The following is a 26,611-nucleotide window of genomic DNA, read 5'->3' on the forward strand; positions in this document are numbered from 1 at the left end:
TTCATGGGGTAGCTCCTTCGGGGGTAGAACACCCACACCACATCGGGGGAACAGTGGTGCGGATGTCGAGCACCTCGTCGGGCGCTGCAACAACACAAGAAAAAGTCTTAGGGGTGGCGGCCTGCGAGCGGGGGGCTCGTGGCGCCAGGGGCGGCGACCGCCAAGCGGGGGGCTCGTGGCGCCGGGTCCAGATGTAACGACCAGGGGGCCGAGGTCATTCCGGGGAGGCCCGATCCATCGGCACCCACATCACGGCGGTGCCTGGCGGTCGTTCGTGGGGACTGTAACGACCGGGCGGGGGTGGGCATTCCAACCCGCGGGGCCCGCACCCCAACCCCAGCTCGGGCGGTGGTGCTGCGATCGTCAGGATGTGTAACGACCCCGGCCCGGCCATGATTCCAGCCCACGGGTGCGACCGGTCACAGCCCACAAACCCCACAACCGGACAAAACTTCCCACGCCGCCCATGTGCACGACCCCGCTAGACCCGGACGACGCGGCCCGGATGTTCGGTTCCGCCGCAGCCCTGGTGCAGCTCTACACCGGCTTCATCTACCGTGGCCCGGCCCTGGTCCGCGCCGCCGCTTGGGCGGCGGCCAGAACGGCGGCACCGGACGCGGTCACCGGCCGGTGACCACCCCCGGCCCGGTGCTGGCCCGGCCCAACCGGACGTCGAGCCCGCTCCGCGCCGAGGAGTCCAACTCCACTTCCGCCCCCTTTGCTCTGCACCCGCGGGCGCACCACCCGGCATCCGGCATCCGGCATCGGGTGGCGAACGCCGGGTGTCGCATCCGCGGGTGCAGAGCAAAGGCAGAGAAGGAGGAGTTCGATCCGGCCGCAGGACATCCGCTGCGCGGCCCGTCCGTGTCTGGAAGAAGCACCCGTGACACCCGAGCCGATCACAGCAGGCCACCGCGCCGAATCCCCGCAAAGCGGACACCTCCGGCGACCAGTGATCCGCAACGCGGACCGGTGGGCCCAAACGGCTGGCGCCCGTCGGAGTGTTCCGACGGGCGCCAGCTTCAGTGCGATCCGGGCGTTGCCCGGTGGTGCGGATTAGTGCGCCGCACCACCGAGGCGCTGGCGGCGACGCCAGGCCAGGGTCAGCAGCAGCATGACCGCTCCGGCGCCGACCAGGCCGCCACCGAGCTTCATGGGCGTGCCGATGCTGTCACCCGTGACGGGCAGCGGCTGCTTCTTGTGCAGCACCCGCAGCTCCGTGCTGGCGGTACGGCCGGACTCCCGGCCGGTGGCGGTGAAGGTCAGCAGACCCGTCACCGACGGCTTGTAGTTCTTGGTGAAGCGGCCCTGACCGTCGGTGTACGCCGTGAAGTGCAGGGGCGCGCTCGCCTGGTAGGCCACCGGTGCCATGGCCACGGTGCTGCCGTCACTGCGGCGAGCCGGAGCCGCACCACCGGCCGGAGCGGCCTGCGGAGTGACCGTCACGTTGATGTCGACGGTCTCGTTCGGGCCGAAGTTGGTACCGGTCAGCACGACCGTCTCGCCGAGGTAGATCGTCGGCCGGTTGACGGTCAGCGACGCGACGGTCGGCGGGTAGGGCGGCGGTTGCGGCGGGTCAGTGGTCGCGGTGGGCTGCGGCTGCGGCGCTGCCGCCCCCGCTGCCGTCGGCACGGCAACCACGGCCAGGCCGACCGTGAGCGCCATGATGATGCGGGATAGCCGCATGATTGGTTCCCTCCTACTGATCACAGCTTGGTGCGGAATGAACTTGGGTGGTCCAGGGGCTGGCGGTGGGGGTCAGCCACAGCTCGGCCTGCCCGACGCCGGTCTTGGCCGTCAGGACGGTGACCTCCAGCGCCCTCTCGACGCCGGGGCCGATGTCGACGCTGGCCGTCGCCACCTGGCGGCGGCGTTCGGTGCCGCTGCCAAGCGCCGTCTCGGCCCCATCCAGCCGGGCCTCCAGCACCGCTCCACCAGCCGGGCTGAAGATCGACACCAACGTGCGGGCGGTGTACGGGTCGCCAGCCAGACCGAGGCCGAGCACGGATTCGCTAAGTCCGGACTTCGGCGCCGTTGAGCGCAGAGTCACCCGCAGCCGGAGCTCACGGCGGCCGTCCGACCGGCATTCGCCGACCGTCAGGTTCGCCGTCGGCCGCAGGTAGTAGCCGAGCTTCGCGCCGCTGCCGTCGTTGAGGAACACGCCGACGGTCGGCACGGTGTCCTGTTCCGGAAGCGTCCCGGCCATCCGGCTCTCGCCGAATGTCCGCTGTTCCTCAGGTCGGGCACTCCAGAACAATATCCGTCGTTCGGTGATAGCACGGTCAAATGCGGACAACAACACCCGTGGGTTGACATTCTTCTTGAAAAAGGCGTCGAACACCGAGGCGGCCGACGCCGCGAAGAAGTCGTCCTGCTGTTTGACGTCGAGGCGCTGGTAGCTGTCGTTGAGCAGGGTCTGCACGACCTTCTCGCTGGCCAGCGGGACACCACCGGGCACCAGCACCGGGCCGGTCGCCTTAAGCAAATAGGACAGCACCACCGGATCGACGGCGAGCACGCCGTCGACCGTGGTGCCGGTCTTGCGGCGGAACATCTCCCGGTACAGCGTTGCGGCGGTCGGGAAGTGCGGGGACAGGTTGACGTCGGCGGGGTAGATGCCGGGCAGGTCCGTCCAGAGCGCCCGGGTCTCGGCGGGCACCTTCACCGCCGGGGTGAACCGGCCGAGCGAGGCACTGCTGCCCTGCTTGCCCATCTTCACCTTGCCGTTCTCCGCCTCGATCATCGCGTACGCGCCGAACATGCCGCCGGTGGCCCGCAGCTCGGCGAGGTTCTGCGAGACGAGCAGGTAACGTCGCGGGCCGCTCGCGCCGAGCAGCGGCGGCAGCAGGCGGGCCCCCTGGTCGGCGGCCGTGGTGAGGCTGGCCAGCCGGTCGATCTCGTCGCGCAGGTCGCCCAGCGCCTTCCGGATCTGGCTGACCAGGCTGTCGGCCGGCACCGCCGCCAGGTTCTGGCGCGTACGCTGCACCGACTCGTGCGCCTCGGTCAGCTGGGCGGAGACGGCGGTGAGCCGGGCGAGATCCACCCGACCGCCGGTCGGCACCAGGCTGGTCAGATCCGCCCGGAGCAGGGTCGGGAACGCGTGCCGGGCCAGTTCGTCGATGGCGACGGCGATCTGCGCGACGGCGTCAAGGTCGTCACCGGCGATCGGCGTCCGCCGGCCAAGCTGCCAACTCGGGTCGGTGGTCGCCGCCCGGGCCGCGCTGGCCTGCTCCTGAAGGGCGGCGAGGGTCCGCAGGGCCCGGTCGGTGTCGCCACCGACCACCTGGGCGCTCAGCTCTCGGGCCAGGCCGGCGGCGTTGAGCAGGTGAGCACGCGCCTGCCAGCCGCGGAAGCCGATCCATCCGCCGGTCGCCAGCAGCAGCGAGCCGACCACCAGGGCGCCAAGAAGGGCCCGTCGCAGTCGGGCACGCCGACGACGCCGGGACCGGCTACGCCGCCGGATCGGTCGTTCGCTCTCCGTCACACCACACTCCCGTTCGCGGAACCGGACAGAAAGTCGATTCCCTGACGTTCTTAGCATGTCGCGGGTGGCTTCGTACCGTTATTGCGCTCGTCGCCCTTTAAGCGAGGTTTCTTCGCTGTTCGGTGACGGGCTGCGCGACTCGTCCGGCGGCCTCATGCAGGAGCTGCTCGATCTGGTCCACGCCCGCGGGCAACGACATCTCCCGCAGGTACGCAGCCCGTCCCCGGCGCCCCATCTCGGTGCGGGTCGGCGGCGGAATCGTCGCGGCCAACCAGAACCGGTCGGCCAACGCCGCCCAGTCCTCAGGTGGACAGGACAGCCCGGCTCGAGCCCGTTCGACCAGCTCGGCCGTGTCCCCGCCGGCTGACGCGATCACCGGCGCGGCACAGGACAGCGCCGCCTGGAGCTTGCCGGGCACCGTGCCCCGCAGCTCCGGAAGGTCGCGCGACATGACCAGCTGGTAGTCGGCGGCGGCGTACAGCTCGGGCATGTCGACCGGCGACCGCCGCGGCACGAAGCGGACGTTCTCCGCGCCCAACTCGGCGGCGAGCCCCCGCACCCGCCGCTCCGCCGCACCCGAACCGACCAGGACCAGATCCATCGTCCGGTCCAGCGCCGCAGCCGCCCGGACGGCGGTCTCCAGCCCCTGCCGCGCGCCGATGGTCCCGGCGTGCATCACCACGCACCGACCGTCTCGACGAATGAGCTGGCGGGCCGCCGCGCCGGGCGTCGCCGGGTAGAAGATCCGCTCGTCGGTCCAGTTCAGCACCAGGTGGACCCGACCCGGGTCGGCGCCGGCGGCCACCACCAGGTCCCGCATCGACGGCGCGGCGACCGCGATCCGTGCCGCGGACCGGTAGAGCCGGGCCATCGTGCTGCCCATCCGCGTCGCCCAGCGCCCCTCGCCCGCCTCGTCCGCGCCGTCGCGGGCCCAGACGTCCTGCACATGCAGCACCGCAGGCACCCGCCCGAGCAACCGGAGCACCCCGGCGGCGGCGAATGTCGTGGCCGGCAGCTGGAAGACGTAGAGCGCATCCACGTCGCTGAGGAACCGGCGGGCGACCAGCCCCGCGCTGCCGGCGAAGGAGAGGTAGCTGGCCATCCGCGCGCCGGTGGACGCGCCGCCCCCGGGGTAGCGGGGCACCCGGCGGACGCTGAGCCGTTGGCTGTGCGTCTCGTGGTGCCACCGCTGCCGCCAGCCCGGGTAGACGTGCCCGCCGGGATAGTCCGGAAAACCGGTGAGGACCCGCACCTCGTGCCCCCGCGCGGCCAACTCCTCGGCGAGGCTCCCGGGGATGAAAGCCGGCTCGGGCGGAAAGTGGTACGACAGGATGCCGATCTTCATCGGTACGCCCCCGTCCCGCAGGGATCGCCGGCAGCCGGCGCGGCACCACGACCGGCGCGCGTCCAGCCCGCGTACGATGCCGACAACCCCTCCCCGCACGGCCACCGGCGTCGACGCACCGCCCCCGCGGCGCGGGCGTCCGTGTCCGTATCGATGAGAGGGGCACCGATGGCTGATCGCGTGTTGTTCGTCTGCCATGCCAACCTGTGCCGGTCGCCGATGGCCGAGTATCTGGCCCGCCGGCTGCTGGCCGACCGACCCGTCGAGGTGGCCAGCGCCGGCACCGACGCGATCGACGGGTTGGCCATGCACCCGTACGCCATGGAGGTCGCGACCGAGAGCGGCGCGGACCCGGCGGCGTTCCGGACCCGGGCGTTGCTTGCCGAGTATCTGATCGACGCGACGCTCGTGTTGACCGCGACCCGGCGCCAACGCTCGGTCTGCACCGCGTTGGCGCCGGGTGCGCTGCACCGGACGTTCACACTGCGCCAGTTCGGCCGGCTGGCCGCGGCGGCCGAACCGCCCGTCGACTCGGCCGACGACCCGTTGCGGGCGGCGATCGCCGCCGCCGCCCAGGCCCGGGGACGGCTGCAACCCGCCGCCCCGGACGAGGACGACCTGCGGGACCCGATCGGCGGAACCGCTGTCGACTTCCGACGCTGCGCCGAGGAGATCGAAAGGTCGCTGCGACCCCTCGCCGCGCTCATCGGGGCAGCCGGGTGAGTTCCTGGGTGTGGTCGGGGACGCCGTTGACCCCGTCGGCGGTAGCGCTGTGCCGACCGGACGCAGCCCGGTCGGCCGGCACCGACGCCGCGCCGGTCGAGGCGACCACCCGGTAGGCCTCGTACTGGTACGCCTCGGCCTTGGCCACCTTGGCCATGTTCAGCACGCAGCCGAGCAGCCGGACCGAGACCGAGTGCAGTGAACGGGCCGCTGCGGCCACCTGGGTCCGCGAGGTACGGCCCTGCTGGGTCACCAGCAGCGCGCCGTCGGCCTGCACTGCCACGACCACGCCGTCGGTCACCGCGAGCAGCGGCGCGGTATCGATGATCACGATGTCCGCCGACTCGCGCAGCGCCAGCAGCAGGTCCGACATGGCCTTGGAGCCGAGCAGCTCGCTCGGGTTCGGCGGCGCCGAACCGCTCGGCAGCACCAGCAGCGACTTGTCGCCCCAGCGCTGCACGACGTCGCCCACCTTCACGTCGCCGACCAGCACGTCGGTGAGGCCGACGCCAGCGTCCAGGCCCAGGTAGTCGTCGACCTTGGGGCGGCGCAGATCCGCGTCGACCAGCAACACCCGCCAGCCCGCCTCGGCCAACGCGATGGCCAGGTTGCAGGAGAGCGTGGTCTTGCCCTCGCCCTGCAGGGCGCTGGTCACCGCGATGACCCGGGCCGGCTCGTGGACGTCCACGAAGCGCAGGTTGGTCCGTAGCTTGCGGACCGCCTCGGCGCGCGCCGAGGTCGCCGCGTCGCCCACGATCAGCGGGGCACTGCGGGCGTTGGCCTCGAACGGGATCTCACCGAGCAGCGGGCTGCCGGTGGCGCGTTGCAGGCCGGCGGCGTCGCGCAGCCGGACGTCGGCGACGCCCCGCAGGATCGCCAGACCGATGCCGAGGATCAGGCCGACCAGGCCGCCGAGGGTGAGGTTGCGGACCGGCTGCGGCGAGACGGGGCTGGCACTGACCCGCGGGCCACTGACCATCTCAATCTTGATGGGCGTCTTGCCCTCCGGCGTCGTCTCGACCTTCTCGACGAGTTCGACGAACTTCTTGGCGAGGGTCTCGGTCACCCGCAACGCGCGGGTCTGGTCGGTGTCGGTGACCGTCGCCCGCAGCAGGACGGTGCCGGTCTCGGTGGAGGTACTCACCCGGCGCTGCACCTCGTCCGCGGTGAGGCCGACCGGGGTCTCGGCCACCACGCTCTGCGCCAGCCGGTCGCTGCTGAGCAGGTCGGCGTAGGACTTGACGCGCTGCTGGAGGAAGAGCCCGCCCTGGTAGGCGTCGGTCACGCCGGTGCTGGGGGTGGTGACAAAGAAGGTCACCGAGGCGACGTACCGAGGCTGGGCCCGTACGGTCAGAAACGCCGAGACGCCGAGAGCCACCATGACCGTGACCAGCGCGACCCACCAGTGCCGACGCACGTGGCGCAATTGGCGGAGCAGGTCCATCAGGAGCGCCCCCGTGCCGGTCCGGTTACGGCAAAGAACTTCACGAAAACCCCCAAGGTCGTCTCTAAACTCGTGAAACCATTAAAGCGGTTCATACGGCTTATGTCCGGAGATACCTATTTTCCGGCACCGAGAAGTGCGCCCGCATGACCAACCCGACAAACGTCCATTCGGCAGCGGCGACAACGGGGAAAAAGTCAAAGGCCGATCGGATGGCGTCCGATCGGCCCAGCCGTCACCGCCGACCGCGACACCAGATAGGGTCAGCAGCGGTGTGCCGGGAAGTCTGGTCGGCGAGTGGATTCCTGCCGTCCCGATTCCCGTAGTGAGGCCCCGCAGATGACCTCCCACCCCCCAGCATCGGGGCCGCGTCCACCGAGGCCCCGGCTGTTCTCCCGATCATCCTGGCCCCAAGCCCGGCACCTGGCCGACGTGCTGCGTACCGAGACTGTCGGTGGCGCGCTGCTGCTGTCGGGGGCCGTGCTCGCGTTGATCTGGGCCAACTCCCCGTGGTCCGACTCGTACACCCGGCTCGGCGATGTCGTGCCCTGGCCCGGCGGCGCGCCCTGGCACCTCGACCTGGACTTGGCCACCTGGGCGGCGGACGGCCTGCTGGCGATCTTCTTCTTCGTGGTGGGCCTGGAGCTCAAACGGGAGTTCGTCGCCGGTGACCTGCGCGACCCGCGCCGGGCCGCGCTGCCCGTGGCGGCCGCACTCGGCGGGATGCTGCTGCCGGCGCTGATCTACGTGGTGGTCGTGCTGAGCGCCGGCGGGGAGGGCCTGCGCGGTTGGGCCATTCCGACCGCCACCGACATCGCTTTCGCGCTCGCCGTGCTCGCGGTGGTCAGCTCACATCTACCTCAGGGCCTGCGCGCATTCCTGCTCACCCTCGCCGTGGTCGACGACCTGTTCGCGATCACCATCATCGCGATCTTCTACACCGCCGACTTCCAACTCGTCGCGCTGCTCGCCGCGTTGGCGCCGATCGGGCTCTTCGCGCTGCTGGTGCAGCGGGGGCGTACCTGGTGGTGGGCGCTGATCCCGCTCGCGGTCGCCGCCTGGACCCTGATGCACGCCTCGGGTGTGCATGCCACGGTGGCCGGTGTCCTGCTCGGCTTCACGGTCCCGGTGCTCGCCCGCCGGCAGGTGGGCGGCGACCAGCCGACCGCTGGCGACACGGTGGCGGGTGAGGGTGGGCTCGCCGCGCGTCTGGAGCACCGTTGGCGGCCGGTGTCGGCCGGATTCGCGGTGCCGGTCTTCGCCCTGTTCGCCGCCGGGGTCACCCTGCGCGGCACCGACCTGGGCGCCCTGCTCGGCGACCCGATCGTGATCGCCATCGTCGCCGCCCTGGTGCTCGGCAAGAGCATCGGCATCTTCGGCTCGACGTACCTGCTGGCCCGGTTCACCCGCGCCGAACTGGACGAGGACATCACCTGGGTGGACCTGCTCGGGATCGCCCTGCTGGCCGGCGTCGGGTTCACCGTCTCGCTGCTCATCGGCGACCTGGCCTTCGGGGCCGGCAGCACCACCGACGACCGGGTCAAGGCGGCCGTGCTGCTCGGCTCGCTGATCTCCGCCGGGTTGGCCGCCACGGTGCTCGTCCGCCGCAACGCGGCGTACCGGAGGGTGGCGCAACGGGAGCGGCTGGACTCCGACGGCGACGGCGTACCCGACGTCTACCAGCACCCCGACGCCCGGTGAACGCGGCGGCGGGGCCTCGGGTCAGTGGCGACGCTCGGCGGGCGGCAGGTCCTCGGTCTCCTCGACCAGCGCCTCGGCCGCCGGCCCGGTGAGGTCGTCGCCCGGCACCGCCACCTCCTCGGCACGGTCCTGTTCGTCGGGCTTGCCCGCGGGCGTCGGCTCCGGAGCGGTGCCATCGCCGGCGAAGCCGTACTCGTTCGGTTCGTCGTGCCGCCTCATGTGGCTATCCTCCCGCTTTTCCCGTTTCACCTGTTGACGCCAACGGTAGGTGGTGATCGTGATCGGCGCAGGGTGCCGGGGATTGTCGCCCGGACCATGGTGGTGGGCTGCTCAGCGCCGCCCCGAGCAGCTGACGCAGGGCGATGATCGCCACCGCGCCGGCCAGGCCGTTCCACCCCGGATCGGCGGCGAGCCGGAGCAGACCGGCTGCGGTGAGCAGATCCAGCAACACCCGGACGGCCGTCCGCAGCGCCCCGGTGCTGAGCGCGGTGACCACACCGGTGACCAGGGCCAGCGCGGTGACCGCCGTGACCAGAGCGCCCATCACGTCCGACGCTCCCCCTCGGCCACCTGACGCTGCTCCTGACGGATCTCGCGACCCAGGAAGTAGTTCAGAGCCGTTCGGATCGTCGCGATCGCGGCCAGTTGACCGATTTGCGCGAACGACGGGGACACCGCCGTACGCAGCACGTCGGCCGCCAACTGGAATTCCAGGCCCAAGGTCAGAAAGCGACCCAGCGAGAGCCGAATCGGCGTGAAGCGAGCGGCGGTGCGGTGTCGCAGCCCCTCGACCACGAACCGCACCGCCGCCCAGACCGCGCCAACGAAGATCACCAGTGCGCCGGCCACCTCCACCACGGCAACCAGCACCTGGTCGCCGTGGCGCAACAACTCGGCCGGCTCCACCCCGGGCCGTTACCCGGCATCGGGGCAGCTAGTCGGCTCAGGTCAGCTCGTTCACCGCCTCCAGGATCAACCAGAGACCGGAGATGGCGAAGAGGATCGCGGCGCCGTACCTGATCGTCTTCTCCGGCAGTCGGCGACCGAGCATCCGGCCGACCAGGATGGCCAACGCGTCCGCCGCCACCATGCCGATGGTCGAGCCGAGCCAGGTGCCGAACCAGCCGTACTTGGTGGCGAGCGTGATCGTGGCGAGCATCGTCTTGTCGCCCAACTCGGCGAGGAAGAACGCCACCGACACCGCCACGATCGCGGTCTTGCTGGTCTTCTCCGCCTTGCGCTTCTCCTCCTCGGTGAGCTTGTCGCCGCGCAGCGTCCACGCGCCGAAACCGAGGAACGCCACGCCGGCCACCAGGGAGATCCAGTCGGTCGGCAACACCGCCCCGAGACCCACGCCGATCGCGACCGACGCCAGGTGCACCACCGCCGTGGCGACCGTGATGCCGATCAACACGGGGATCGGTTTGAACCGCGTGGCGAAGGTCAGCGCCATCAGCTGGGACTTGTCCCCCAGCTCGGCGACGAAGATGACGCCGAAGCTGATGACCAGCGCGGCGAAAAATCCCTCCATGACGTCCTTCCCGTTCACGCCGGGAGGAGGTACAGGGGTGCCCTCGACCCGGCTGCAACAGCCTGAGTCGAAGGTCTCGCCCGCCCCGGAAGAACCGGGGCCGCGTGGCCGGATGCGGAACGCACCAGTATGTCGACCACGACATTGGGGGCTACTCCCCTTCGCGTGATCAGCCTATCGGATCACCGCCCCGCCAGGTCGAGTCGGGTGAACAGGCTCACCGGGCCCGCGCCAGCGTGACGCCGAAGAGCACGTCCGGGTCGGTCCAGAACTCCGCCGTGGCGAAGCCCGCCGTGGCCAGCTCCGCGGCGATCCCCTCCGGGTGGAACTTCGCCGAGACCTCGGTGCGCAGCTCCTCCCCCGCCGCGAAGTCGACGGTCAGGCCCAGCACCCGCACGCTCATCGGCCGGGTCGCCCGCAACCGCATCTCGATCCACTCGCGCTCGGCATCCCAGCGGGCGACGTGCGCGAAGGCCGCCGGGTCGAAGTCGGCGCCCAACTCCCGGTTGATCACGTGCAGCACGTTGCGGTTGAACTCGGCGGTGACCCCGGCCGCGTCGTCGTACGCGGGCACGATCACCGACGGATCCTTCACCAGGTCGGTGCCGAGCAACAGCCAGTCACCGACCTCCAGCGCGGCCCGCATCGCCGTCAGGAACTCGGCCCGCTCGGCGGGCAGCAGATTGCCGATCGTGCCGCCGAGGAACACCACAAGCCGGCGACCGCCGGTGGGCAGCCGGTCCAGTTGCCGGGTGAAGTCCCCCACGATGCCCCGGACCCGCAGGCGCGGATAGTCGGCGGCGATCTGGGCGGTGGACCCGCGCAGCGCACTCACCGACACATCGAGCGGGACGAACGTGCCCAGCCCACCCCGACGCGTGAAGGCATCCAGCAGCAGCCGGGTCTTCTCCGACGAGCCGGAACCCAACTCGATCAGCGTCTTGGCCCCGGTCAACGCCGCGATATCGGGGGCGTGCGCGGCCAGCACGGCCCGCTCAGCCCGGGTCGGGTAGTACTCCGCGAGTCGGGTGATCTCCTCGAACAGCTCGCTGCCCCGGGCGTCGTAGAACCACTTCGGCGGCAGCCACTTCTGCTCGGCGCTCAGCCCGGCCCGGACGTCGTCGCGCAGGCCGCGCTCCAGGTCACCCTCTTCGAGGTAGATCTCCAGGGGTTCCGCGGTCATCGGTTCACCTCTCTGCTCGATCAACGTTGCGTGCCCGCCCGGCGCGGCTCACCGGGTTGGCAGTGGACATGTCCGCACCTCGCCCGCGGTGGCGACGACGAGGTGCCCCTCCGGCACCGACCGCCACCCGGGATCGTCGTCGTACGGCTCGGAGGCGAGCAGCACCGAACCCGGTGCCTCGCGGACCGACAACGCGTGCCCCGCCACGCTGGCCACCACCCGGTGCCCGTCGGTGAGCAGCAGGTTGAGCCGCGACCCCGGCGCGGCGGCGGCGACGTCGGCCACCGTCCGTCCCACCGCCGCAGCCGGGTCGATGCCAGCGCGCAACCGATGCCGCACCAGCGCCCAGAGCAGCGCCGAGTCGGTGGCGGCGTCCAGAGTGAGCAGGTCACGCACTGGCAGACCGGCGGCGAGCGGCACCACGGCGTCCGGCCAGCCGCGGACCACACCGTTGTGGCTGAACAGCCACCGCCCCTCGGCGAAGGGCGCCGCGGCACCGTCGAGCACCGCCATCCCGACCGTGGCCGAGCGCACCGCCGCCACCACCGCCCCGCTGCGGGTCACCGCCGCGAGCTGGGCGATGGTCGGGTCACTCCAGATCGGCTGTGCCCTCCGGTAGCGCACCGGCTCACCCTCGCCCGGATACCAGCCGACGCCGAACCCGTCGGCGTTGATCGTGCCGCCGCCACGCATGTCGCGGGGCGCCCAGGACTGCCGCACCAGCGAGTGCGGAGGGTCGAACAGCACCTCGGCCAGGGTGACCGGCGGCCCCAGGTAGGCCAGGTGGCGACACATCAGCGCCCCCGACCCACCACCGGGCCGCCGGTCCTGGCGCGACTCACCGGTACGACTCGTCCGGTCGCACGTCGCGGGCACAGCGGAAACCGCTGAAGATCTGCCGGCGGATCGGATAGTCCCAGTTGCGGAAGGTGCCCCGACAGGCCGACCGGTCGGTGCCGAACGAGCCACCGCGCAGCACCCGGTAGTCGTCGCCGAAGAAGACCTCCGAGTATTCGCGGTAGGGGAACGCGGCGAAGCCGGGATGCCCGTCGAACGTGCTCGACGTCCACTCCCAGACGTCACCGATGAGCTGGTGCACGCCCAACGGCGAGGCGCCGGCCGGGTACGCGCCCACCGGCGCCGGCCACAGATGGCGCTGGTCGAGGTTGGCGTGCGCCTCGGTCGGGTCGTCGTCCCCCCAGGGGTAACGGCGCGAGCGCCCGGTCGTCGGATCCCACCGGGCCGCCTTCTCCCACTCCGCCTCGGTCGGCAGCCGCTTGCCGGCCCACGCCGCGTACGCCTGCGCCTCGTAGAAGCACACATGCACCACCGGCTCGTCGGCGCGGACCCGAGCCTGCTGACCGAAGCGCCGATACGACCATTCGTCGCCGTCTCGACGCCAGTGCATCGGCGCGCTGAGCTGCTCCTGCACCCGGTGGGCCCAGCCGGCCGGGCTCCACCAGCGCTGCTCGGTGTAGCCGCCGTCGGCGATGAAGGCGGCGTACTGGCCATTGGTCACCGGAGCGGCGTCGATGGCGTACGCGGGGAGGTCCACGCGGTGCGCCGGGCGTTCATTGTCCAGCGCCCACGGGTCGGTGTCGGTGCCCATGGTGAACTCGCCGGCCGGCACCAGCACCTCCGTGCCGACCCGGACCGACGGCTCGGGCGGCGCCGGGGCGTGCAGCACCGCCGGCCCCGAGCGCAGTTGGTGGGTAGCGAGCATGGTCTCGTCGTGCTGCTGCTCGTGCTGCACGATCATTCCGAACGCGAACCCGTCGGCGACCAGCGGCCGCTCGGTGAAGGCCACCGCGTCGAGCAGGTCGTGCACCTTGTCCCGGACGGTGGCCAGGTAGGCGCGCGCCTCGGCGGGCGGCAACAGGGGCAGCGCGGGGCGGTCCCGACGCGGCTGCTTGAACGCGTCGTACAGCTCGTCGATGTCACACCGGACCGGCTCGCGGCCCCCGACGTCACGGACCAACCAGAGCTCCTCCTGGTTACCGACATGGGCGAGGTCCCAGACCAGCGGCGACATCAGCGGTGAGTGCTGACGCGTCAGATCAGCGTCGTCGACCACCTCGGTCAGCAACGTGGTGCGAGCCCGGGCCCGCGCCAACTCCCCCGCGATGCGGTCGCGCAACTGCTCCCCGTCGAGACGGCCCTCCGTTCGCGACTGCGCGGCTCGCAACCCCGACTCACTCCTCGCGCTCACTGGGCCGCCCTCCGTTCGCGACTGCGAGGCTCGCAACCCCGACTCACTCCTCGCGCTCACTGGGCCGCCCTCCGTTCGCGACTGCGAGGCTCGCAACCCCGGCTCACTCCTCGCGCTCACTGGTCTCTCCTCTCTGTGGCGGCCAGCCGCCGTCGTACCCCCCGCTGGATCTCGTCGTGCGTGCCGGCCGGCAGCTCCAGTCGGGGCAGGGTGGTCAGGGCCAGGTCGAGCAGGGCCGTCGCGGCGGCGGCCAGCGCCGGGTCGGCCAGGCCGTGCCGGGCGGCGGCCGACCAGCGGTGCGCCACCGGTGCGGCGATCGTGGACGACTCGCGCACGGTGCCCGGACCGCTGAAGAGGGCGGTCAGCACCGCCAGCGGCAGCCGCCAGTCCCGACCGGGTTGGGCGTCCAGGTAGCGCAGCTCCAGGTAGCCGCGTGGGCGCACCGGCGGGAACAGGGTGCTGACGTGGTAGTCGAGGTCATCGGTGGTGGGTGGTTGCGGCAGCGCGCCGTCGAGCCAGTCGGCGAAGGTCACGCCGGGCGGCGCGGCCCAGTCTGTGGTGCGTCGGCGTAGGCAGAGCAGCGGCGCGGCGAGCACGTAGCTGATCCAACTCGCCCTCGGATCGTCGTCGGCGCGACCCGGCGACCAGACCGGGCGGGTGCGGGCCGGGTCGATGGCCAGCCAGGCGGCCATCCGGGCGGAGGCCCAACCGGTACGCCGCCCGGCGTGTCGAGCGGCGGAGGCGAACGCCGCGAGCAGCGGGGGCCCGACCGCGTGGGCCGCGGCCCAGCGGTCCGCGACCTGGTCCGGCTCACCGGCGTCGAGGCAGACCTGCAGGCCGGCGGTGCTGTACATCATGGTGCGGCCGGCCGGGCCGTGCCGGTCGAAGGCGCCACGCATCGCGCGGTAGCGGGGGGTCTCCACCACCGGGCGAGGCCGTCGGTGAGGGTCGATGCCGCTGCGGCCGAGGATCAGGCCGGCGGCGGCCAGCAGGTCGGTGACCTGGGCGATGTCGGCCTCGGTGGCGCGAATCAACGCGGCGACCGAGGGGCGGGGCGGGGTGGAGATCTCCAATTGGCCACCCGGCTCCAGGGTGACCATGCCGCCATGTCGTAGCGGCTCGGCCGGGCTGGTGGCATCCAGCGTGGCGGGGCTGTGCCGCCCCAGCGCCGCCCGCAGCCGCGCCGCGTCGACGGGGCGGGCGGGATCGGCGGCGTCGTGCACGGTCCATTCCAGTTCGACGCCGGTGTGGGTCGGTGGGCCGGTCTTGAAGCAGATCCGGGCGAGGTGTCGGCCTGCGGCTGCGGATTCGCGCAGGATGGCGCTGCGGTCCAGGTCTGGTGACGTCACCAAGGGTCAGGCCCCCTCTCTGCGTGCCGGCTCCGGCACACTGTGCCACCGTAAACCCACCCACCGACACCGTCGGGGGCGTGCACGGCGCCACCAACCTCTGTCTAACAGACGAATTTCCGATGCAGGGCGGAACCAAACCGCTCCAGCCGCCGACGTTCAGCCGGCGGCGGAGTGGCCCGGTCGCGGCGGTGACGGCGGGACCTTCGCCGATGCGGACGGCTTGGCCTTCGCCGACTCGGAGGTCTTCCCCTTCGCCGACTCGGTCGGCTTCGCCTCGGGCACCAGCCGCTGGCAGTACGCCTCGACCTCAGCGGGGCCGCCGGCGGCGGTCACCAGCCGCTGGAAGGCCGGCGTGCGCAGCGCCTTCTCCCGTTGATCGGGCTTCTTGGCCCGCCACGCGCGACACAGGCCGTGCACCTGGCTGGCGGGCGGGATGGCCGGTGGCGTGGCGGTGACCGGCGACGGCGCTCCAGGCGACAGAGTGCCGGGGGCCACCGACCGACCGGGCTCCTCGGAGCCGGGTACGCCCTGGTGGGGCTCGGGTGACGTGCGCGACGGCGTCGGTGGCACCGGGTCTGGCCGATCCCGGGTGACCGCGGCGACGGCGGCCCCCGCGGTGGCGGTAGCCGCCAGCGCGCCGATCCAGGCCACCGCGCCGGTGGTCACCCGGCGACGGCGTGGCCGGCGCGGCACGACCGGCGTCGGGTCGGCCCGGGCGGCTCGGAACGCGGTCAGCGCGGCCTCCTCGCCGGCCAACTCCCCCGGGCGGGCGGGGGCGGCAGCAGCGGCGAGCAACGCGGCCACCGGCTCGGCTGTGGGCACGGTGGAGGTGGGGCGGCCCTGATCCAGCCGGGCGTCGTGGGCCGAGTCGAGCAGCCGTTCGGTGTCGGCCTGGTCGGCCCGCCGGAACGGGTTCATCGGGAGTCCCCTCATGTCAGCCGTCCGCCGGTTCGGCGCGCGGCGCCCGCACGGTGGAGCCGTTCCCGGTACGCGGCGGCGGCACCCCCTCGACCCCGACTGACGACTCGGCCGGTCGCTGCGCCTCCAGCAGGACCGCGAGCCGTCGTAGCCCTCGGTGGGCGGCGGTCCGCACGGCACCGGCCCGCCGGCCCAGCACCCGACCGGCAGACCCGGCGTCCAGCCCGATCACGGCCCGCAGCAGGACCGCTTCGGCCTCCCGCGGCGGCAGGGTGGCGATCAGCGCGAGGGCGGTCTCGGTGCCGATCGTCTCGCTGGCTCGCTCGGCGGTGTCCGCGTCGCTGGCCAGATCGACGAGCGCCTGCACCGGGACCGAGAGCGAGGGGCGGCGGCGCAGCCGACGCAGGTGGTCCATCGCGCGATTACGAGCGATCGTGACCGTCCAGGCCCGGAACTCACCCCCGGTGAAGCCGGGCAGGTCACGGGAGATCTGTAGCCAGGTCTCGGAAGCGACGTCCTCCGCGTCGGCACCGACAAGGGCGGTCAGGTACCGCAGCAGCCCCGGCTGGAGGCTGCGGTAGAGCAGGCGGAACGCGTCCTCGTCGCCGGCCTGCGCGGCGCTGACCGCCGCCGACAGGTCGGCGGTCATTCGCGGTCCGCGCATCGCCGGGGGCGTGCCGGCCGGGCCGGGGCAGACCACGCGATACGAGTCGTCCGCCGGGTCAGCACCCGCACCGCACCGCCCTCCGTCGATCCGATTGTGCCCGTGACCACGCTTGTCGGGTCTGTGTGTCCGTGGCCAACGCCAGGATTGTCGCTCGGCGGGCTGCCCGCCAGGTGGCAGGGAGGGCCCGAGCCGGGCTAACGCTAGGAGCGGGCGCACGGGGCGACAAGTCGGCGTCGTGTCACGGAAGGGTGACAATTATCGGCCCTGCGAGACGGCGCGTCGCCGTAACAGCAGGTGGCCTGAAGGCGCTTTCTTGCCGCCGCCGACGATCCCTACGACGAAAATTATCGCGTTTCGTGACACCGCGCCTTCGAAGCGTCACCGAGATGGAGCGTCCACACAGGTCAGGCGGATCAGTCCGGGGGTACCAGCCGTCTGCGGCCCTGCCACGGCGAGCCGCTGCGCGCCACTCTAGGTACGGTAATGCGGTGTTGTCATCGGAGGTCGTGCTCAGCGGTCGCTACCGCTTGGACGAACGTGTCGCCACTGGCGGGATGGGCGACGTTTGGCGTGCCTCCGACCTGATCCTCGGCCGGCAGGTCGCGGTCAAGGTTCTGCTGCCGGCGCTGGTCTCCGATCCCGACTTCATCGCCCGGTTCCGCGCCGAGGCCCGGATCATGGCGGCGCTGCGGCACCCCGGCATCGTGCAGGTCTTCGACTGCGGCGCGGACGACCTCCCCGACGGCAGTCGGGCGGACTACCTCGTCATGGAGTTCGTCGCCGGCGAGCCGTTGTCCAAGCGGATCGAGACGGCTGGGCGCCTCGAGGTGGCCGAGACCATGTCGATCGTGGCCCAGGCGGCCGCGGCGCTCAACGCGGCGCACCGCGGCGGCATCGTGCACCGCGACGTCAAGCCCAGCAACCTGCTGGTGCACGAGGACGGCACGGTCGTCCTGGTGGACTTCGGCGTGGCCCGCTCCACCGACATCACCAGCATCACCAGCACCAACGCGGTGCCCGGCACCGCCCTCTACATGGCTCCCGAGCAGGCCGCCGGCCGGCCGGTCAGCGGCGCCACCGACATCTACGCGCTGGGCGCGGTCACCTATTGCTGCCTCACCGGCAGTCCGCCGTTCACCGGTGACAATCCGCTCCAGGTCGCCGTCCGGCACCTGGACGACGAGCCGCCAGAGCTGCCGCACGACATTCCGGAGGCGGTCCGCGCCCTGGTGTCGCGGGCCCTGGCCAAGGACCCGCTGGAGCGGTTCACCAGCGGCGCGGCGATGGCCGAGGCCGCCCGGACAGCGGTCACCGGCGGCGAGCCGCCGACGGCGATGGCCACTCCGGTCGCGCTGCGCGACGCCGGGCCGGGCACCCGCACGGACGTGCCGGCCGGCGCGGCGGTGGCGACCGGGCGACGGCGGGGACCGCTGGTCGGCGCGGCAGTGGTCGTGCTGGTCGCGCTGGTCGGGCTCGGCGCGGCACTGGCCGCGACGCGCGACGTCGGTGAAAACCCGGCGATTCATCTGCCGACCACCTCGCCGACGGTGGCGCCGACCGGCGCAGTCGACCTTCCGGCAGCCAACGAGCAGATCACCAGCGTCGACCCAGGCAGGCCCGACCGGCAGAACCCGCCCGGCAACTCCCCGTCGGCCCCGATCTCTGCCACTCCGAGCATGCGGCCCAGCCAGACCGCCAACTCGCCGACGCCGACGGCGACCGTCATCACGGCGCCGCCGACCACCGCACCGCCGACGACCGGGGCGCCGCCGCCGACCAGCGCGCCGCCGTCTGATCCGCCCACCACCTCGAACCCGCCGGTCGATCCAGGGGTGCCGGCGGGCTGAGCCGGCCGCTGTCGGTGCGCACCGACAGCCCCACAAGCACCGATATCCCCAAAACGGACTTACGGCGCCGAAGACGCCTCTAGGCTCTCAGCAGGCCATTTACACCATCTGCTGCGGGAGCCTGGGTGAGCGCTGAAAAGCTGGTCGTCATCGGTCAGGGGTATGTCGGACTGCCACTGGCCATGCGGGCCGTCGAGGCGGGGCTCGACGTGGTCGGTCTCGACGTCGACGCCGACCGGGTGAAGCGTCTCGCCTCCGGCGAGTCGTTCGTCGAGGACATCCCGGCCGACCGGCTGGGCCGCGCGTTGGGCAGCGGCCGCTACCACCCCAGCACGGAGTACACCGATGCCGACGGGTTCGACATCTGCGTCATCACCGTACCGACGCCGCTGCGCGACGGCACCCCGGACCTGAGCTTCGTCGAGCAGGCCGGGATCGGTATCGGCCCGTACGTGCGCCCAGGCTGCACGGTGATCCTGGAATCGACGACGTACCCCGGCACCACCGAGGAGTTGCTGCGTCCACTGTTGGAGTCGGCCAGCGGGCTGAGCAGCCCCGGTGACTTCCACCTCGGCTACAGCCCGGAGCGGATCGACCCGGGCAACCCGACCTGGCGGTTGGAGAACACCCCGAAGGTGGTCTCCGGCGTGGACCCGGCGTCGCTGGCCCGGGTGGACGAGTTCTACCAGCGCCTCGTGGAGCACACCGTGCCGGTGGACTCGACCCGCGTCGCCGAGCTGACCAAGCTGATCGAGAACACCTTCCGCCAGGTCAACATCGCGCTGATCAACGAGCTGACCATGCTCTCGCACCACCTCGACATCGACGTCTGGCAGGCGATCGACGCCGCCTCGACCAAACCGTTCGGCTTTCTGCCGTTCCGGCCCGGCCCCGGGGTGGGCGGCCACTGCCTGCCGATCGACCCGTGCTACCTGTCCTGGCAGGTCAAGCGCCGCCTCGGTCGGCAGTTCCGGTTCATCGAGCTGGCCAACGACATCAACCACGAGATGCCCGAGCACGTCGCGCAGCGGATCATGGCGGGGCTGAACCGGGACGGTCGGGCCGTCAGCGGCGCCCGACTGCTGCTGCTCGGTCTGGCGTACAAGAAGAACACCGGCGACATGCGGGACTCCCCCGCCGTCGACGTGGCCCGCCGGTTGCAGGCCCTCGGCGCCGAGGTGCACGCCGTCGAGCCGTACGCGGAGGCGCACCAGATCCCCGCCGGGGTCACCGTGGTCGGGCTCACCGAGCGGGAGGTACGCGCGGCCGACGCGGTGGTGGTGGTCACCGATCACGACACCTTCGACTACGACCTCGTGGTCGCGCATGCCCGCTACGTCTTCGACACCCGCAACCGGTGCGTCGGCCCGATGGTCGAGCGCCTGTAGACCCGGCACCGCTGGCCGGTCCCGCCGCCGGGGAAGATGGCGGGACCGGCCAGCGGATGTCCGTCCGGTCGCCGTGGCGACGACCCGGCCGGTCCGGGCGACGGCCGGTCACTGATCGGCGAGCGCCTCGACGACCGGGCGGGACAGCGCCCGGCGGGCTGGCAGCACCGAGGCGAGCAGGGCAGCCAGCACCGCGACGCCGAGGATCAGCCCGAGCTGGCGCAGCGGCAGCACCACGTGGAAGTCGCCGCCGAGGCGGTCGAGCAGGGCCATCGTGGACGCGCTGACGCCGGTGCCGAGCCCGATCCCGAGCACCGCGCCGACCAGCGCCATCAGCACCGCCTCGACGGCGAGCACCGCCCGCATCCGCCCTCGGGTGAGCCCGACCGCCCGCAGCACCGCGTTCTCCCTGGTCCGCTCGACCACCGACAGGCTCAGCGTGTTCGCCACGCCGACCAGGGCGATCACCACGGCCAGGCCGAGGAGCGCGGTGACGAAGGCGAGCAGCATGTCCACCGTGCCGGTGAGCGATTTCTTGTACGCGCCCTGGTCCATCAGGTTCACCGTCGGGTAGCGGCCCAGCACCGCTTCGATCGCGTCGCGGGCCCGCTCGGGGCTCACCCCGGTGGCGGGGTCGATCTCGGCCAGGTAGCCCCGCTGAGCGGGAAAGAGCGTGGCGAAGTCCTGGTCGGACAGGTCGATGACGTGACCTGCGGGAGCCTCGCCGCCGGTGGTGTCGTCGGTGACCACGGCGGCCACCCGAAACGGTCTCCCCGCGAGGGTCAGCGGGGAGCCGACCCGCCAGCCGCGGGCTCGCGCCAACTCGCGGTGCACCAGCACCAGCCCCGGCCCGACCCGCTCGGCGTCGCCGGCCAGCACCCCGCTCAGCGTCCGGCCGACCAGGGCCGGGTGGGCGGCGCGGATCTCGACGTGGTCGACGACCCTGCTGCGCTGCTCGTGCACCACACCCAGCTCGGGGCGGGAGGCAACCTCACCGACGAGGGCGCTCGGCAGGTCCTGACCGATTCCGCTGATCACGAAGTCGGTCCCGATCTGTGCGTCCACGCTGCGTTCGATGCCGTCCTTGGTGCTGCGCGCGCCGACCATGAACGCCGACACCAGTCCGATCCCGATCACCAGGGCGGTGGCGGTCGCGGCGACCCGCCGCGGGTTGCGCACCGTGTTGGCGACCGCCAGGTCACCGGTCGTGCCCAGGACGCGACGCACCGGCCAGCCGAACACCCGGGCCAGAGCCGGAACGAGCACCGGCCCGAACAGCACGATCCCGAAGAAGGCGAGCACCCCGCCGATCGCCACCAGTAGCAGCTGGCCGGCGCTCGCGGCGCCGGCCAGCGCGGCGACACCGACGGTCAGCACCACCGCGCCGACGCCCAGCCGAACCCGACCAGCGCCCCGGCTGGGCTGCACCGCGGCGTCGGTGAGCGCGGCCACCGGTGCGATCCGCGTCCCCCGCCAGGCCGGCAGCAGGGCGGCGCACACGGTGAGCCCGGTGCCCAGCAGCAGGCTGGTCAGCACTGTCGTACCGGTCACGGTCAGGCCACCGGTGACCGGCACGTCCAGTCCGGACAGCAGCAGCCGCAACCCGCCGGCGAGGGCCACCCCGAGCAGCACCCCGAGCGCCGAGGCGACCAGCCCCAGCACCGCCGACTCCAGCAGGGTGGACCGGAAGACCTGTCCCCGGGTGGCGCCGATCAGGCGCAGCAGCGCGGTGCGTCGGGTGCGCTGGGCCAGCACGATCGCGAAGGTGTTGGCGATCACGAAGCCGGCCACCACGATCGCGACCCCCACGAAGATCAGCAGCAGCATGCGGAACTGGTCCACGTTGCGGACCGCGTCCTCGACGGCCTCGTCGAGGATCTGCTGGCGACTCTTCACGGTGGCATCGAGGCCAGCCACGGCCCGTACCTGGTCGGTGAGCGCCGCGACGTCGGCGCCCGGCCGGGCCGCCACCAGGATGCGCCCGTAGCCCCGCTCGCCGGTGAGGGCCAGCGCGTCCGGCCCGACCAGGCCGACGAACGGACCGCCGACGTCGCGGGCGGTGCCAGCCACGTCGACGGTGCCGACCAGGGTGTACGGGCGGGCCGCCCCGCCGGTGGCACCGATCCGGACGACCGCGCCGAGCGCGAAGCCCTCCTCAGCCGCCGTCGGCGCATCGAGCACCACCTCCCCGGCCCGGTCGGGCAACCGGCCGGCCACCACGTCGTACGAGCGCAGAGCGTCCTCGGTGGGGATGGCGACGAGCATGGTGAAGCCGAGCACCGGCCGACCGTCGGCACCGACGATCCCGGCGGTGTTGGTCAGCTCACCGGCTGCGGCGGCCACCTGATCGACCGCTCGCACCCGGTCGACCAGGGCCGGGGGCAACACCTCGCGGCCGGCCGAGTAGACACCCAGGTCGGTGTGCCGGTCGAAGGTGCCGGCCCGCTCGTACGCCCCGGACCGCATCCCGTCGACGAAGATCATGGTGCCAGCGACGAACGCGACGCCGAGCACGACGGCGAGCGCGGAGAGCAGCATGCGCAGCGCCTCGGCGCGCAACGAGCGCAGGGTCAGGCGGATCAAGCGAGGCTCCCGGTGCAGGTGGTGGATCGGACCCCTCCGACGCTATGGCCGGCACCGGTCTGTCGATCTCCACCTGCGCGCTCGACAGGCGTGCGCCGCGGGTAGCGGTACGCCCGCCGACCGCTACGACCCAGGTCGTACGCGGCGTCATCCGCCGGGCGTGACCAGCCCGCTCTCGTAGGCCAGGACCACCGCCTGAACCCGGTCACGCAGTTGGAGCTTCGCCAGGATCCGCCCGACGTGGGTCTTCACCGTCGCCTCGGCCACGTGCACCCGGGCGGCGATCTCCGCGTTGGACAGCCCCTGGGCGACAAGCAGCAGCACCTCCCGCTCCCGGTCGGTGAGCTGCGCGAGCCGAGGGTCGGCGCTCGGGGCGGCGCCGAGCTGCCCGGCGAAGCGGTCCAGCAGGCGCCGGGTGATCGACGGGGCCACCACCGAGTCGCCCTGGGCCACCACCCGGATCGCGGCCAGCAGCTCCTCCGGCGGGACGTTCTTGAGTAGAAATCCACTCGCCCCGGCCTGCAGTGCCGCGAACGCGTCCGCCTCGGTGTCGAAGGTGGTCAGCACCAGCACCCGAGGTCGGCCCGCGGGCCGCTCGGCGCAGAGCCGCCGGGTCGCCTCCACCCCGTCCATGGTGGGCATCCGGATGTCCATCACGACGACGTCGGCCTCGGTGCGGGCGAGCACCCGCAGGGCGTCCGCGCCGTCGATCGCCTCCCCGACGACCTCCAGGTCGGGCTGGGAGTCCAGCACCATCCGGAACCCGGCGCGCACCAGCGCCTGGTCGTCCACGATCACCACCCGGACCGTCATGCCGCGATCACCTCCGTTGCCGGCTCTGACGGTAGCGGCAGCCGGACCTCGACCTGCCAGCCCCCGGTCAGTCGGGGACCGGCGGTGAGGCTGCCGTCGTACACCGTCACCCGCTCCCGCATGCCGAGCAGGCCGTGACCCCCGGGCGGCGTCGAGCTGACCAGCGAGCGGCCCCGACCGTCGTCGACCACCTGGACCACGACGGCCTCGGCGGTGTACGACAGGACGACCTCGACGCCGGCACCGACCCCGGCGTGCTTGAGCGCGTTGGTCAGCGCCTCCTGCACCACCCGGTAGACGGTCAGCTCCAAGCCCGGCGGCAGGGCCGGTGGCGCACCGCTGACGGTGCTGCGGATGCGCAGCCCGGCGTCGTCGAACCGGGTGATCAGGTCGGGCAACTCGGCCAGGGCCAGCCGCCGGTGCTCCGGGTCGGCCGCCACCGTCAGCCCGTCGGCGCCGTCCGCGCCGGCCGGGCCGGCGTCGCGCAGCACACCGACCAGCCGGCGCATCTCTTCCAGCGCCTGCCGGCCGGTGTCCGCGACCACCTTGACGGCGGTCCGCGCCTGGGCCGGGTCACGGTCGAACATGAATCGGGCGCCATCCGCCTGGACGATCATCACGGCCATGCTGTGGGCGACCACGTCGTGCAGCTCACGAGCAATCCGGGTGCGCTCCTCGGCGACCGCCGCCCGGGATTCGGCCTCCCGCTCGCGCTCCAGGGTCGCGGCCCGCTCCTCCAGGCTGAGCACGTAGAGCCGGCGGGTCCGCACGTTCAGGGCGACCAACCACACCGCGCCGGTGACCAGCGCGTACCACAGCGCGGTCGCCCACCACTGGATGACGTTGGGGGTCTGTGCGGCGGCCAGCAGCACGCCGACGGCCGCGACCGCCCCGGCCAGTACGCCGTCGCGCAGCCGCCGGCCGTACTTCACCACGCTGTAGAGCGCGATCAGGACGGCGACGTCGTAGAGGAGGGGACCCCACCGGGCGATCACCTGGACCAGGGCGAGCGCCGCGACCGCGACCGTCACCGCGCTCGGGTGGGTACGACGAAACAGCAGCGCCACCGCCATCCCCACGCCGACCCCGGTGGCCGCCCAGCCGCCCGGCTGGTTCACCGCCGCGGCCAGGGAGACGAGCACCACCAGGGCGGCGACGGCCACGTCGAAGGCGACGCCGCGCAGCGGGCGACCGAACAGGGTGCGTCTCACGGTCACCCAGCGTACGTGCCGGGACGCTCGGCCCTCGGAGCTCACCGTGCCGGCACGGTGGGGCCGGTCACCAGGACGGGGGTTGCGAACCGGACGGCCAGGCGCTGTGCGAACGTGAACAGATGTGACAGTTGCCGCCCCGCCCGAACCGACCACGCGCTGGCGGCCCCACCCCCTCGACCTGGTGGCGGCCATCCTTGCCGTGGTCGGCGCGGCCTGCGCGCTGAGCGGGCTGCTGCCCCGCGCGGAGACCACCGCCACCCTGCACCGGATCCTGCCGCTGCTGCTGTTCCTCGGCACCGTCATCGTGCTCGCCGAACTGACCGCCGTGGCCGGCGTCTTCGACGTGCTGGCCAGCCGACTGGCCATCGCCTCCCGGGGCAGTTGGAGCGTGCTGTTCCTGCTCTGCGGCGGTCTCGCCACGCTGACCACCCTCGTGCTCAACCTCGACACCACCGCCGTGCTGCTCACCCCGGTGCTGCTCGCGCTGGCCCGCAACCTGCGGATCCCCGCCGCCCCGCTCGCGGTCACCACGGTCTGGCTGGCGAACACCGCGAGCCTGCTGTTGCCGGTCTCCAACCTCACCAACCTGCTCGCCGCCGACCGGGTCGGGCTGGCGCCCCTGGCGTACGCGGCCCGGATGGCGTTGCCGCAGCTCGCCGCCGTGACGGTCACCATGGCCCTGCTCTGGTTCGGGTGGTGGCGACCCGACAGGCCGGCCGGTGGACGTTTCGTCCCGCCGACCCGGCACGTGCCGGCCGACCCGGTGCTGCACCGTACGGCGCTCGTCGGCTGCCTGATCTTCGTCGCCGGCATCCTCGCCGGCGTGGAGATCGAGATCGCCTCCACCGTCGCGCTCGCGCTGGTGCTGCTCGGGTTCCTCGTCCGCTCCCCCGCCACGCTGCGCCCGGGGCTGGTCCCGGTGCGCCTGCTGTTCTTCGTCACCGGCCTCTTCCTGGTGGTGCAGACCCTCGGGCGGCACGGGCTGGACGACCTGGTCGGTAACCTGCTCGGCACCGACGGCGGCGCGCTGGGCGCGCTACGCGCCGGTGGCACCGGAGCGCTGCTCGCCAACACGGTGAACAACCTGCCCGCCTACCTGGCCGGAGAGTCGGTGCTGCCGACCGGCGACCACACCCGCCTGCTGGCCCTGTTGATCGGCACCAACGTCGGCCCGCTGGCCGCTCCCTGGGCATCGCTGGCCACCCTGCTGTGGTTCGAGCGCTGCCGGGCGGCCGGCGTGGCGGTGCCGGTGACCCGGTTCGTGCTGGCCAGCACTCTGCTCGCGGTCACCGGCACGCTCGCCGCGGTCGGCGCGCTCCTGCTGGTGAGCTGAGCGCTCAGTCCCGGTACACGGCGAGCTGAAGTTCGGTGACGCCCTTCTCCGGGGTGTCCGCGCAGTACTCGAGGTAGACCTCCCGGGCGAAGCCGTCGGTGCGGTAGCCGTTCTCCTCGATCCACCGGGCGAGCGCCTGCATGCTCGGCTCGACGTCGTCCATCGCACCGTGATGGATGATGGTCGCGGCGGTGCGTACCGCCGGTAGGTCCACCACCGCCACGTCGGACGCCGCGCTCGCGCCGACGCCGACCGTCACCGCGGCGTGCACGACCACCGCGTCGCCGTCGTCGCCGGGGGCCGGCTCGTACCAGGCGATGCCCGGCCCAGTCGGCGTGATTCCGGCGGCGGCCAGCCGACGGAACAGCTCCGGGTAGAGCGGCTGGATCACCGGCCCGATGTCCTCGCTCTGATAACTGGGCGAGACGGCGGTCAGCTCCGCGACGCGGACCGACGCGAGCTCCTTGAGTACGACGTCCTGGGTGGTCATCCGACCCTCCGACTCGATCATGCGGAGCCTCGCCTCGACGGCCGTCAACCGGGCCGTGTCGGCGGCCAACTGTTCCGCCAGCTGGCTCCGACGCAGCCGCAGCATGCCGCGCAGCTCGGCCACGTCGACGGCGTCGTCGACGATCGCGCGCACCTGCTCGAGGGTGAGGCCAAGCTCCTTGAGGGCGATCACCCGGTTGAGCCGGCGCAGCTGGTCGGCGCGGTAGAAGCGGTACCCGGTGTGCGGGTCGACGCTGGCGGGGCGCAGCAGGCCGATGCTGTCGTAGTGACGCAGCATCCGCACCGACACCCGGCCGAGCCTGGCGAAGTCTCCGATGGTGAACATGGTCCCCTCACGCTCGTCCCTGACACCGTGTCAGAGTCAAG

Annotated in this window: 23 protein-coding genes and 1 pseudogene; 6 read left to right on the forward strand and 18 right to left on the reverse strand. The window is 72.4% G+C overall.

The features are described from left to right. Positions 1–481: 481 nt before the first annotated feature. Positions 482–634: pseudogene (locus IF46_RS34560) on the forward strand (dihydroorotate dehydrogenase (quinone)); the annotation flags it as partial. Between the two features lie 422 nt (positions 635–1,056). On the opposite strand, the gene IF46_RS0127375 reads toward IF46_RS34560, so the two are convergent. The 3 genes from IF46_RS0127375 to IF46_RS0127385 all read right to left on the reverse strand — a co-directional run bounded on the left by IF46_RS0127375 (position 1,057) and on the right by IF46_RS0127385 (position 4,829). After that, entirely contained in the window at positions 1,057–1,686 is a 630-nt protein-coding gene (locus IF46_RS0127375) for a hypothetical protein (RefSeq protein WP_030491269.1), read from the reverse strand. A gap of 13 nt (positions 1,687–1,699) precedes the next feature. Further along, positions 1,700–3,484 (reverse strand): DUF4012 domain-containing protein, encoded by a 1,785-nt coding sequence (locus IF46_RS0127380; RefSeq protein WP_030491270.1) that lies wholly within the window; start codon positions 3,482–3,484, stop codon positions 1,700–1,702. Positions 3,485–3,581: 97 nt separating this feature from the next. After that, positions 3,582–4,829 carry a glycosyltransferase family 4 protein gene (locus tag IF46_RS0127385; protein WP_030491271.1) on the reverse strand — a complete coding sequence of 416 codons (1,248 nt, stop codon included), beginning with the start codon at positions 4,827–4,829 and terminating at the stop codon, positions 3,582–3,584. 168 nt (positions 4,830–4,997) lie between these two features. Between IF46_RS0127385 and IF46_RS0127390 the strand changes: the two genes are divergently transcribed. Continuing rightward, the gene (locus tag IF46_RS0127390; protein WP_030491272.1) at positions 4,998–5,552 is read left to right on the forward strand and encodes a protein-tyrosine-phosphatase; all 555 of its coding nucleotides are present in this window, start codon (positions 4,998–5,000) and stop codon (positions 5,550–5,552) included. Here IF46_RS0127390 and IF46_RS0127395 read toward each other — a convergent pair. Next, positions 5,533–6,996 (reverse strand): polysaccharide biosynthesis tyrosine autokinase, encoded by a 1,464-nt coding sequence (locus tag IF46_RS0127395; protein ID WP_030491273.1) that lies wholly within the window; start codon positions 6,994–6,996, stop codon positions 5,533–5,535. The genes IF46_RS0127390 and IF46_RS0127395 overlap by 20 nt on opposite strands. A 339-nt stretch (positions 6,997–7,335) precedes the next feature. On the opposite strand from IF46_RS0127395, the gene nhaA reads away from it, so the two are divergent. Next, entirely contained in the window at positions 7,336–8,697 is a 1,362-nt protein-coding gene (gene nhaA / locus IF46_RS0127400; RefSeq protein WP_051724219.1) for a Na+/H+ antiporter NhaA, read from the forward strand. 21 nt (positions 8,698–8,718) lie between these two features. On the opposite strand, the gene IF46_RS0127405 is transcribed toward nhaA, so the two are convergent. The 10 genes from IF46_RS0127405 to IF46_RS0127450 form a co-directional block, all read right to left on the reverse strand. After that, positions 8,719–8,916: a hypothetical protein gene (locus IF46_RS0127405; protein ID WP_030491275.1), complete on the reverse strand. Its 198-nt coding sequence runs from the start codon at positions 8,914–8,916 to the stop codon at positions 8,719–8,721. Between the two features lie 4 nt (positions 8,917–8,920). After that, the gene (locus IF46_RS32890) at positions 8,921–9,241 is read right to left on the reverse strand and encodes a hypothetical protein (RefSeq protein WP_157563555.1); all 321 of its coding nucleotides are present in this window, start codon (positions 9,239–9,241) and stop codon (positions 8,921–8,923) included. Beyond that, positions 9,241–9,603 (reverse strand): DUF1622 domain-containing protein, encoded by a 363-nt coding sequence (locus tag IF46_RS0127415; RefSeq protein WP_051724220.1) that lies wholly within the window; start codon positions 9,601–9,603, stop codon positions 9,241–9,243. The genes IF46_RS32890 and IF46_RS0127415 overlap by 1 nt, the downstream gene beginning before the upstream one ends. Before the next feature lie 37 nt (positions 9,604–9,640). Further along, positions 9,641–10,228, reverse strand: a complete 588-nt coding sequence (locus tag IF46_RS0127420) for a TMEM165/GDT1 family protein (RefSeq protein WP_030491277.1) — start codon at positions 10,226–10,228, stop codon at positions 9,641–9,643. Positions 10,229–10,445: 217 nt separating this feature from the next. Further along, positions 10,446–11,411, reverse strand: a complete 966-nt coding sequence (gene egtD / locus IF46_RS0127425) for an L-histidine N(alpha)-methyltransferase (protein WP_030491278.1) — start codon at positions 11,409–11,411, stop codon at positions 10,446–10,448. Positions 11,412–11,459: 48 nt separating this feature from the next. Next, positions 11,460–12,206, reverse strand: a complete 747-nt coding sequence (egtC, locus tag IF46_RS0127430; protein WP_030491279.1) for an ergothioneine biosynthesis protein EgtC — start codon at positions 12,204–12,206, stop codon at positions 11,460–11,462. Between the two features lie 43 nt (positions 12,207–12,249). Beyond that, entirely contained in the window at positions 12,250–13,596 is a 1,347-nt protein-coding gene (egtB, locus tag IF46_RS0127435; RefSeq protein ID WP_030491280.1) for an ergothioneine biosynthesis protein EgtB, read from the reverse strand. Positions 13,597–13,736: 140 nt separating this feature from the next. After that, entirely contained in the window at positions 13,737–14,972 is a 1,236-nt protein-coding gene (gene egtA, locus IF46_RS0127440) for an ergothioneine biosynthesis glutamate--cysteine ligase EgtA (protein ID WP_030491281.1), read from the reverse strand. 156 nt (positions 14,973–15,128) lie between these two features. Next, a complete protein-coding gene (locus IF46_RS0127445; protein WP_232234190.1) occupies positions 15,129–15,905 on the reverse strand; it encodes a hypothetical protein in 777 nt (258 codons plus the stop codon). Between the two features lies 1 nt (position 15,906). After that, positions 15,907–16,539 carry an RNA polymerase sigma factor gene (locus IF46_RS0127450; RefSeq protein WP_030491283.1) on the reverse strand — a complete coding sequence of 211 codons (633 nt, stop codon included), beginning with the start codon at positions 16,537–16,539 and terminating at the stop codon, positions 15,907–15,909. A 506-nt stretch (positions 16,540–17,045) separates the two neighbouring features. Here IF46_RS0127450 and IF46_RS0127455 point away from each other — a divergent pair. Together IF46_RS0127455 and IF46_RS0127460 are read left to right on the forward strand one after the other, a co-directional pair. Then, a complete protein-coding gene (locus tag IF46_RS0127455; RefSeq protein ID WP_030491284.1) occupies positions 17,046–18,404 on the forward strand; it encodes a serine/threonine-protein kinase in 1,359 nt (452 codons plus the stop codon). 125 nt (positions 18,405–18,529) lie between these two features. Then, positions 18,530–19,792: a nucleotide sugar dehydrogenase gene (locus IF46_RS0127460; RefSeq protein ID WP_030491285.1), complete on the forward strand. Its 1,263-nt coding sequence runs from the start codon at positions 18,530–18,532 to the stop codon at positions 19,790–19,792. Between the two features lie 108 nt (positions 19,793–19,900). Here the strand turns inward: IF46_RS0127460 and IF46_RS0127465 are convergent, their stop codons facing one another. The 3 genes from IF46_RS0127465 to IF46_RS0127475 all read right to left on the reverse strand — a co-directional run bounded on the left by IF46_RS0127465 (position 19,901) and on the right by IF46_RS0127475 (position 24,405). Continuing rightward, the gene (locus IF46_RS0127465) at positions 19,901–22,375 is read right to left on the reverse strand and encodes an ABC transporter permease (protein ID WP_030491286.1); all 2,475 of its coding nucleotides are present in this window, start codon (positions 22,373–22,375) and stop codon (positions 19,901–19,903) included. A gap of 147 nt (positions 22,376–22,522) precedes the next feature. Continuing rightward, positions 22,523–23,188: a response regulator gene (locus tag IF46_RS0127470; protein ID WP_030491287.1), complete on the reverse strand. Its 666-nt coding sequence runs from the start codon at positions 23,186–23,188 to the stop codon at positions 22,523–22,525. Further along, positions 23,185–24,405, reverse strand: coding sequence for a sensor histidine kinase (locus IF46_RS0127475; RefSeq protein ID WP_030491288.1), 1,221 nt, complete (start codon positions 24,403–24,405; stop codon positions 23,185–23,187). The genes IF46_RS0127470 and IF46_RS0127475 overlap by 4 nt, the downstream gene beginning before the upstream one ends. Before the next feature lie 118 nt (positions 24,406–24,523). Between IF46_RS0127475 and IF46_RS0127480 the strand changes: the two genes are divergently transcribed. After that, positions 24,524–25,735, forward strand: a complete 1,212-nt coding sequence (locus tag IF46_RS0127480; RefSeq protein ID WP_030491289.1) for an SLC13 family permease — start codon at positions 24,524–24,526, stop codon at positions 25,733–25,735. Between the two features lie 4 nt (positions 25,736–25,739). Here IF46_RS0127480 and IF46_RS0127485 read toward each other — a convergent pair whose 3' ends face one another. Continuing rightward, positions 25,740–26,570: a MerR family transcriptional regulator gene (locus IF46_RS0127485; protein ID WP_030491290.1), complete on the reverse strand. Its 831-nt coding sequence runs from the start codon at positions 26,568–26,570 to the stop codon at positions 25,740–25,742. Positions 26,571–26,611 lie beyond the last annotated feature (41 nt).

This window comes from Micromonospora chokoriensis (assembly GCF_000718555.1).
GTDB classification, from domain to species: Bacteria; Actinomycetota; Actinomycetes; order Mycobacteriales; family Micromonosporaceae; genus Micromonospora; species Micromonospora chokoriensis_B.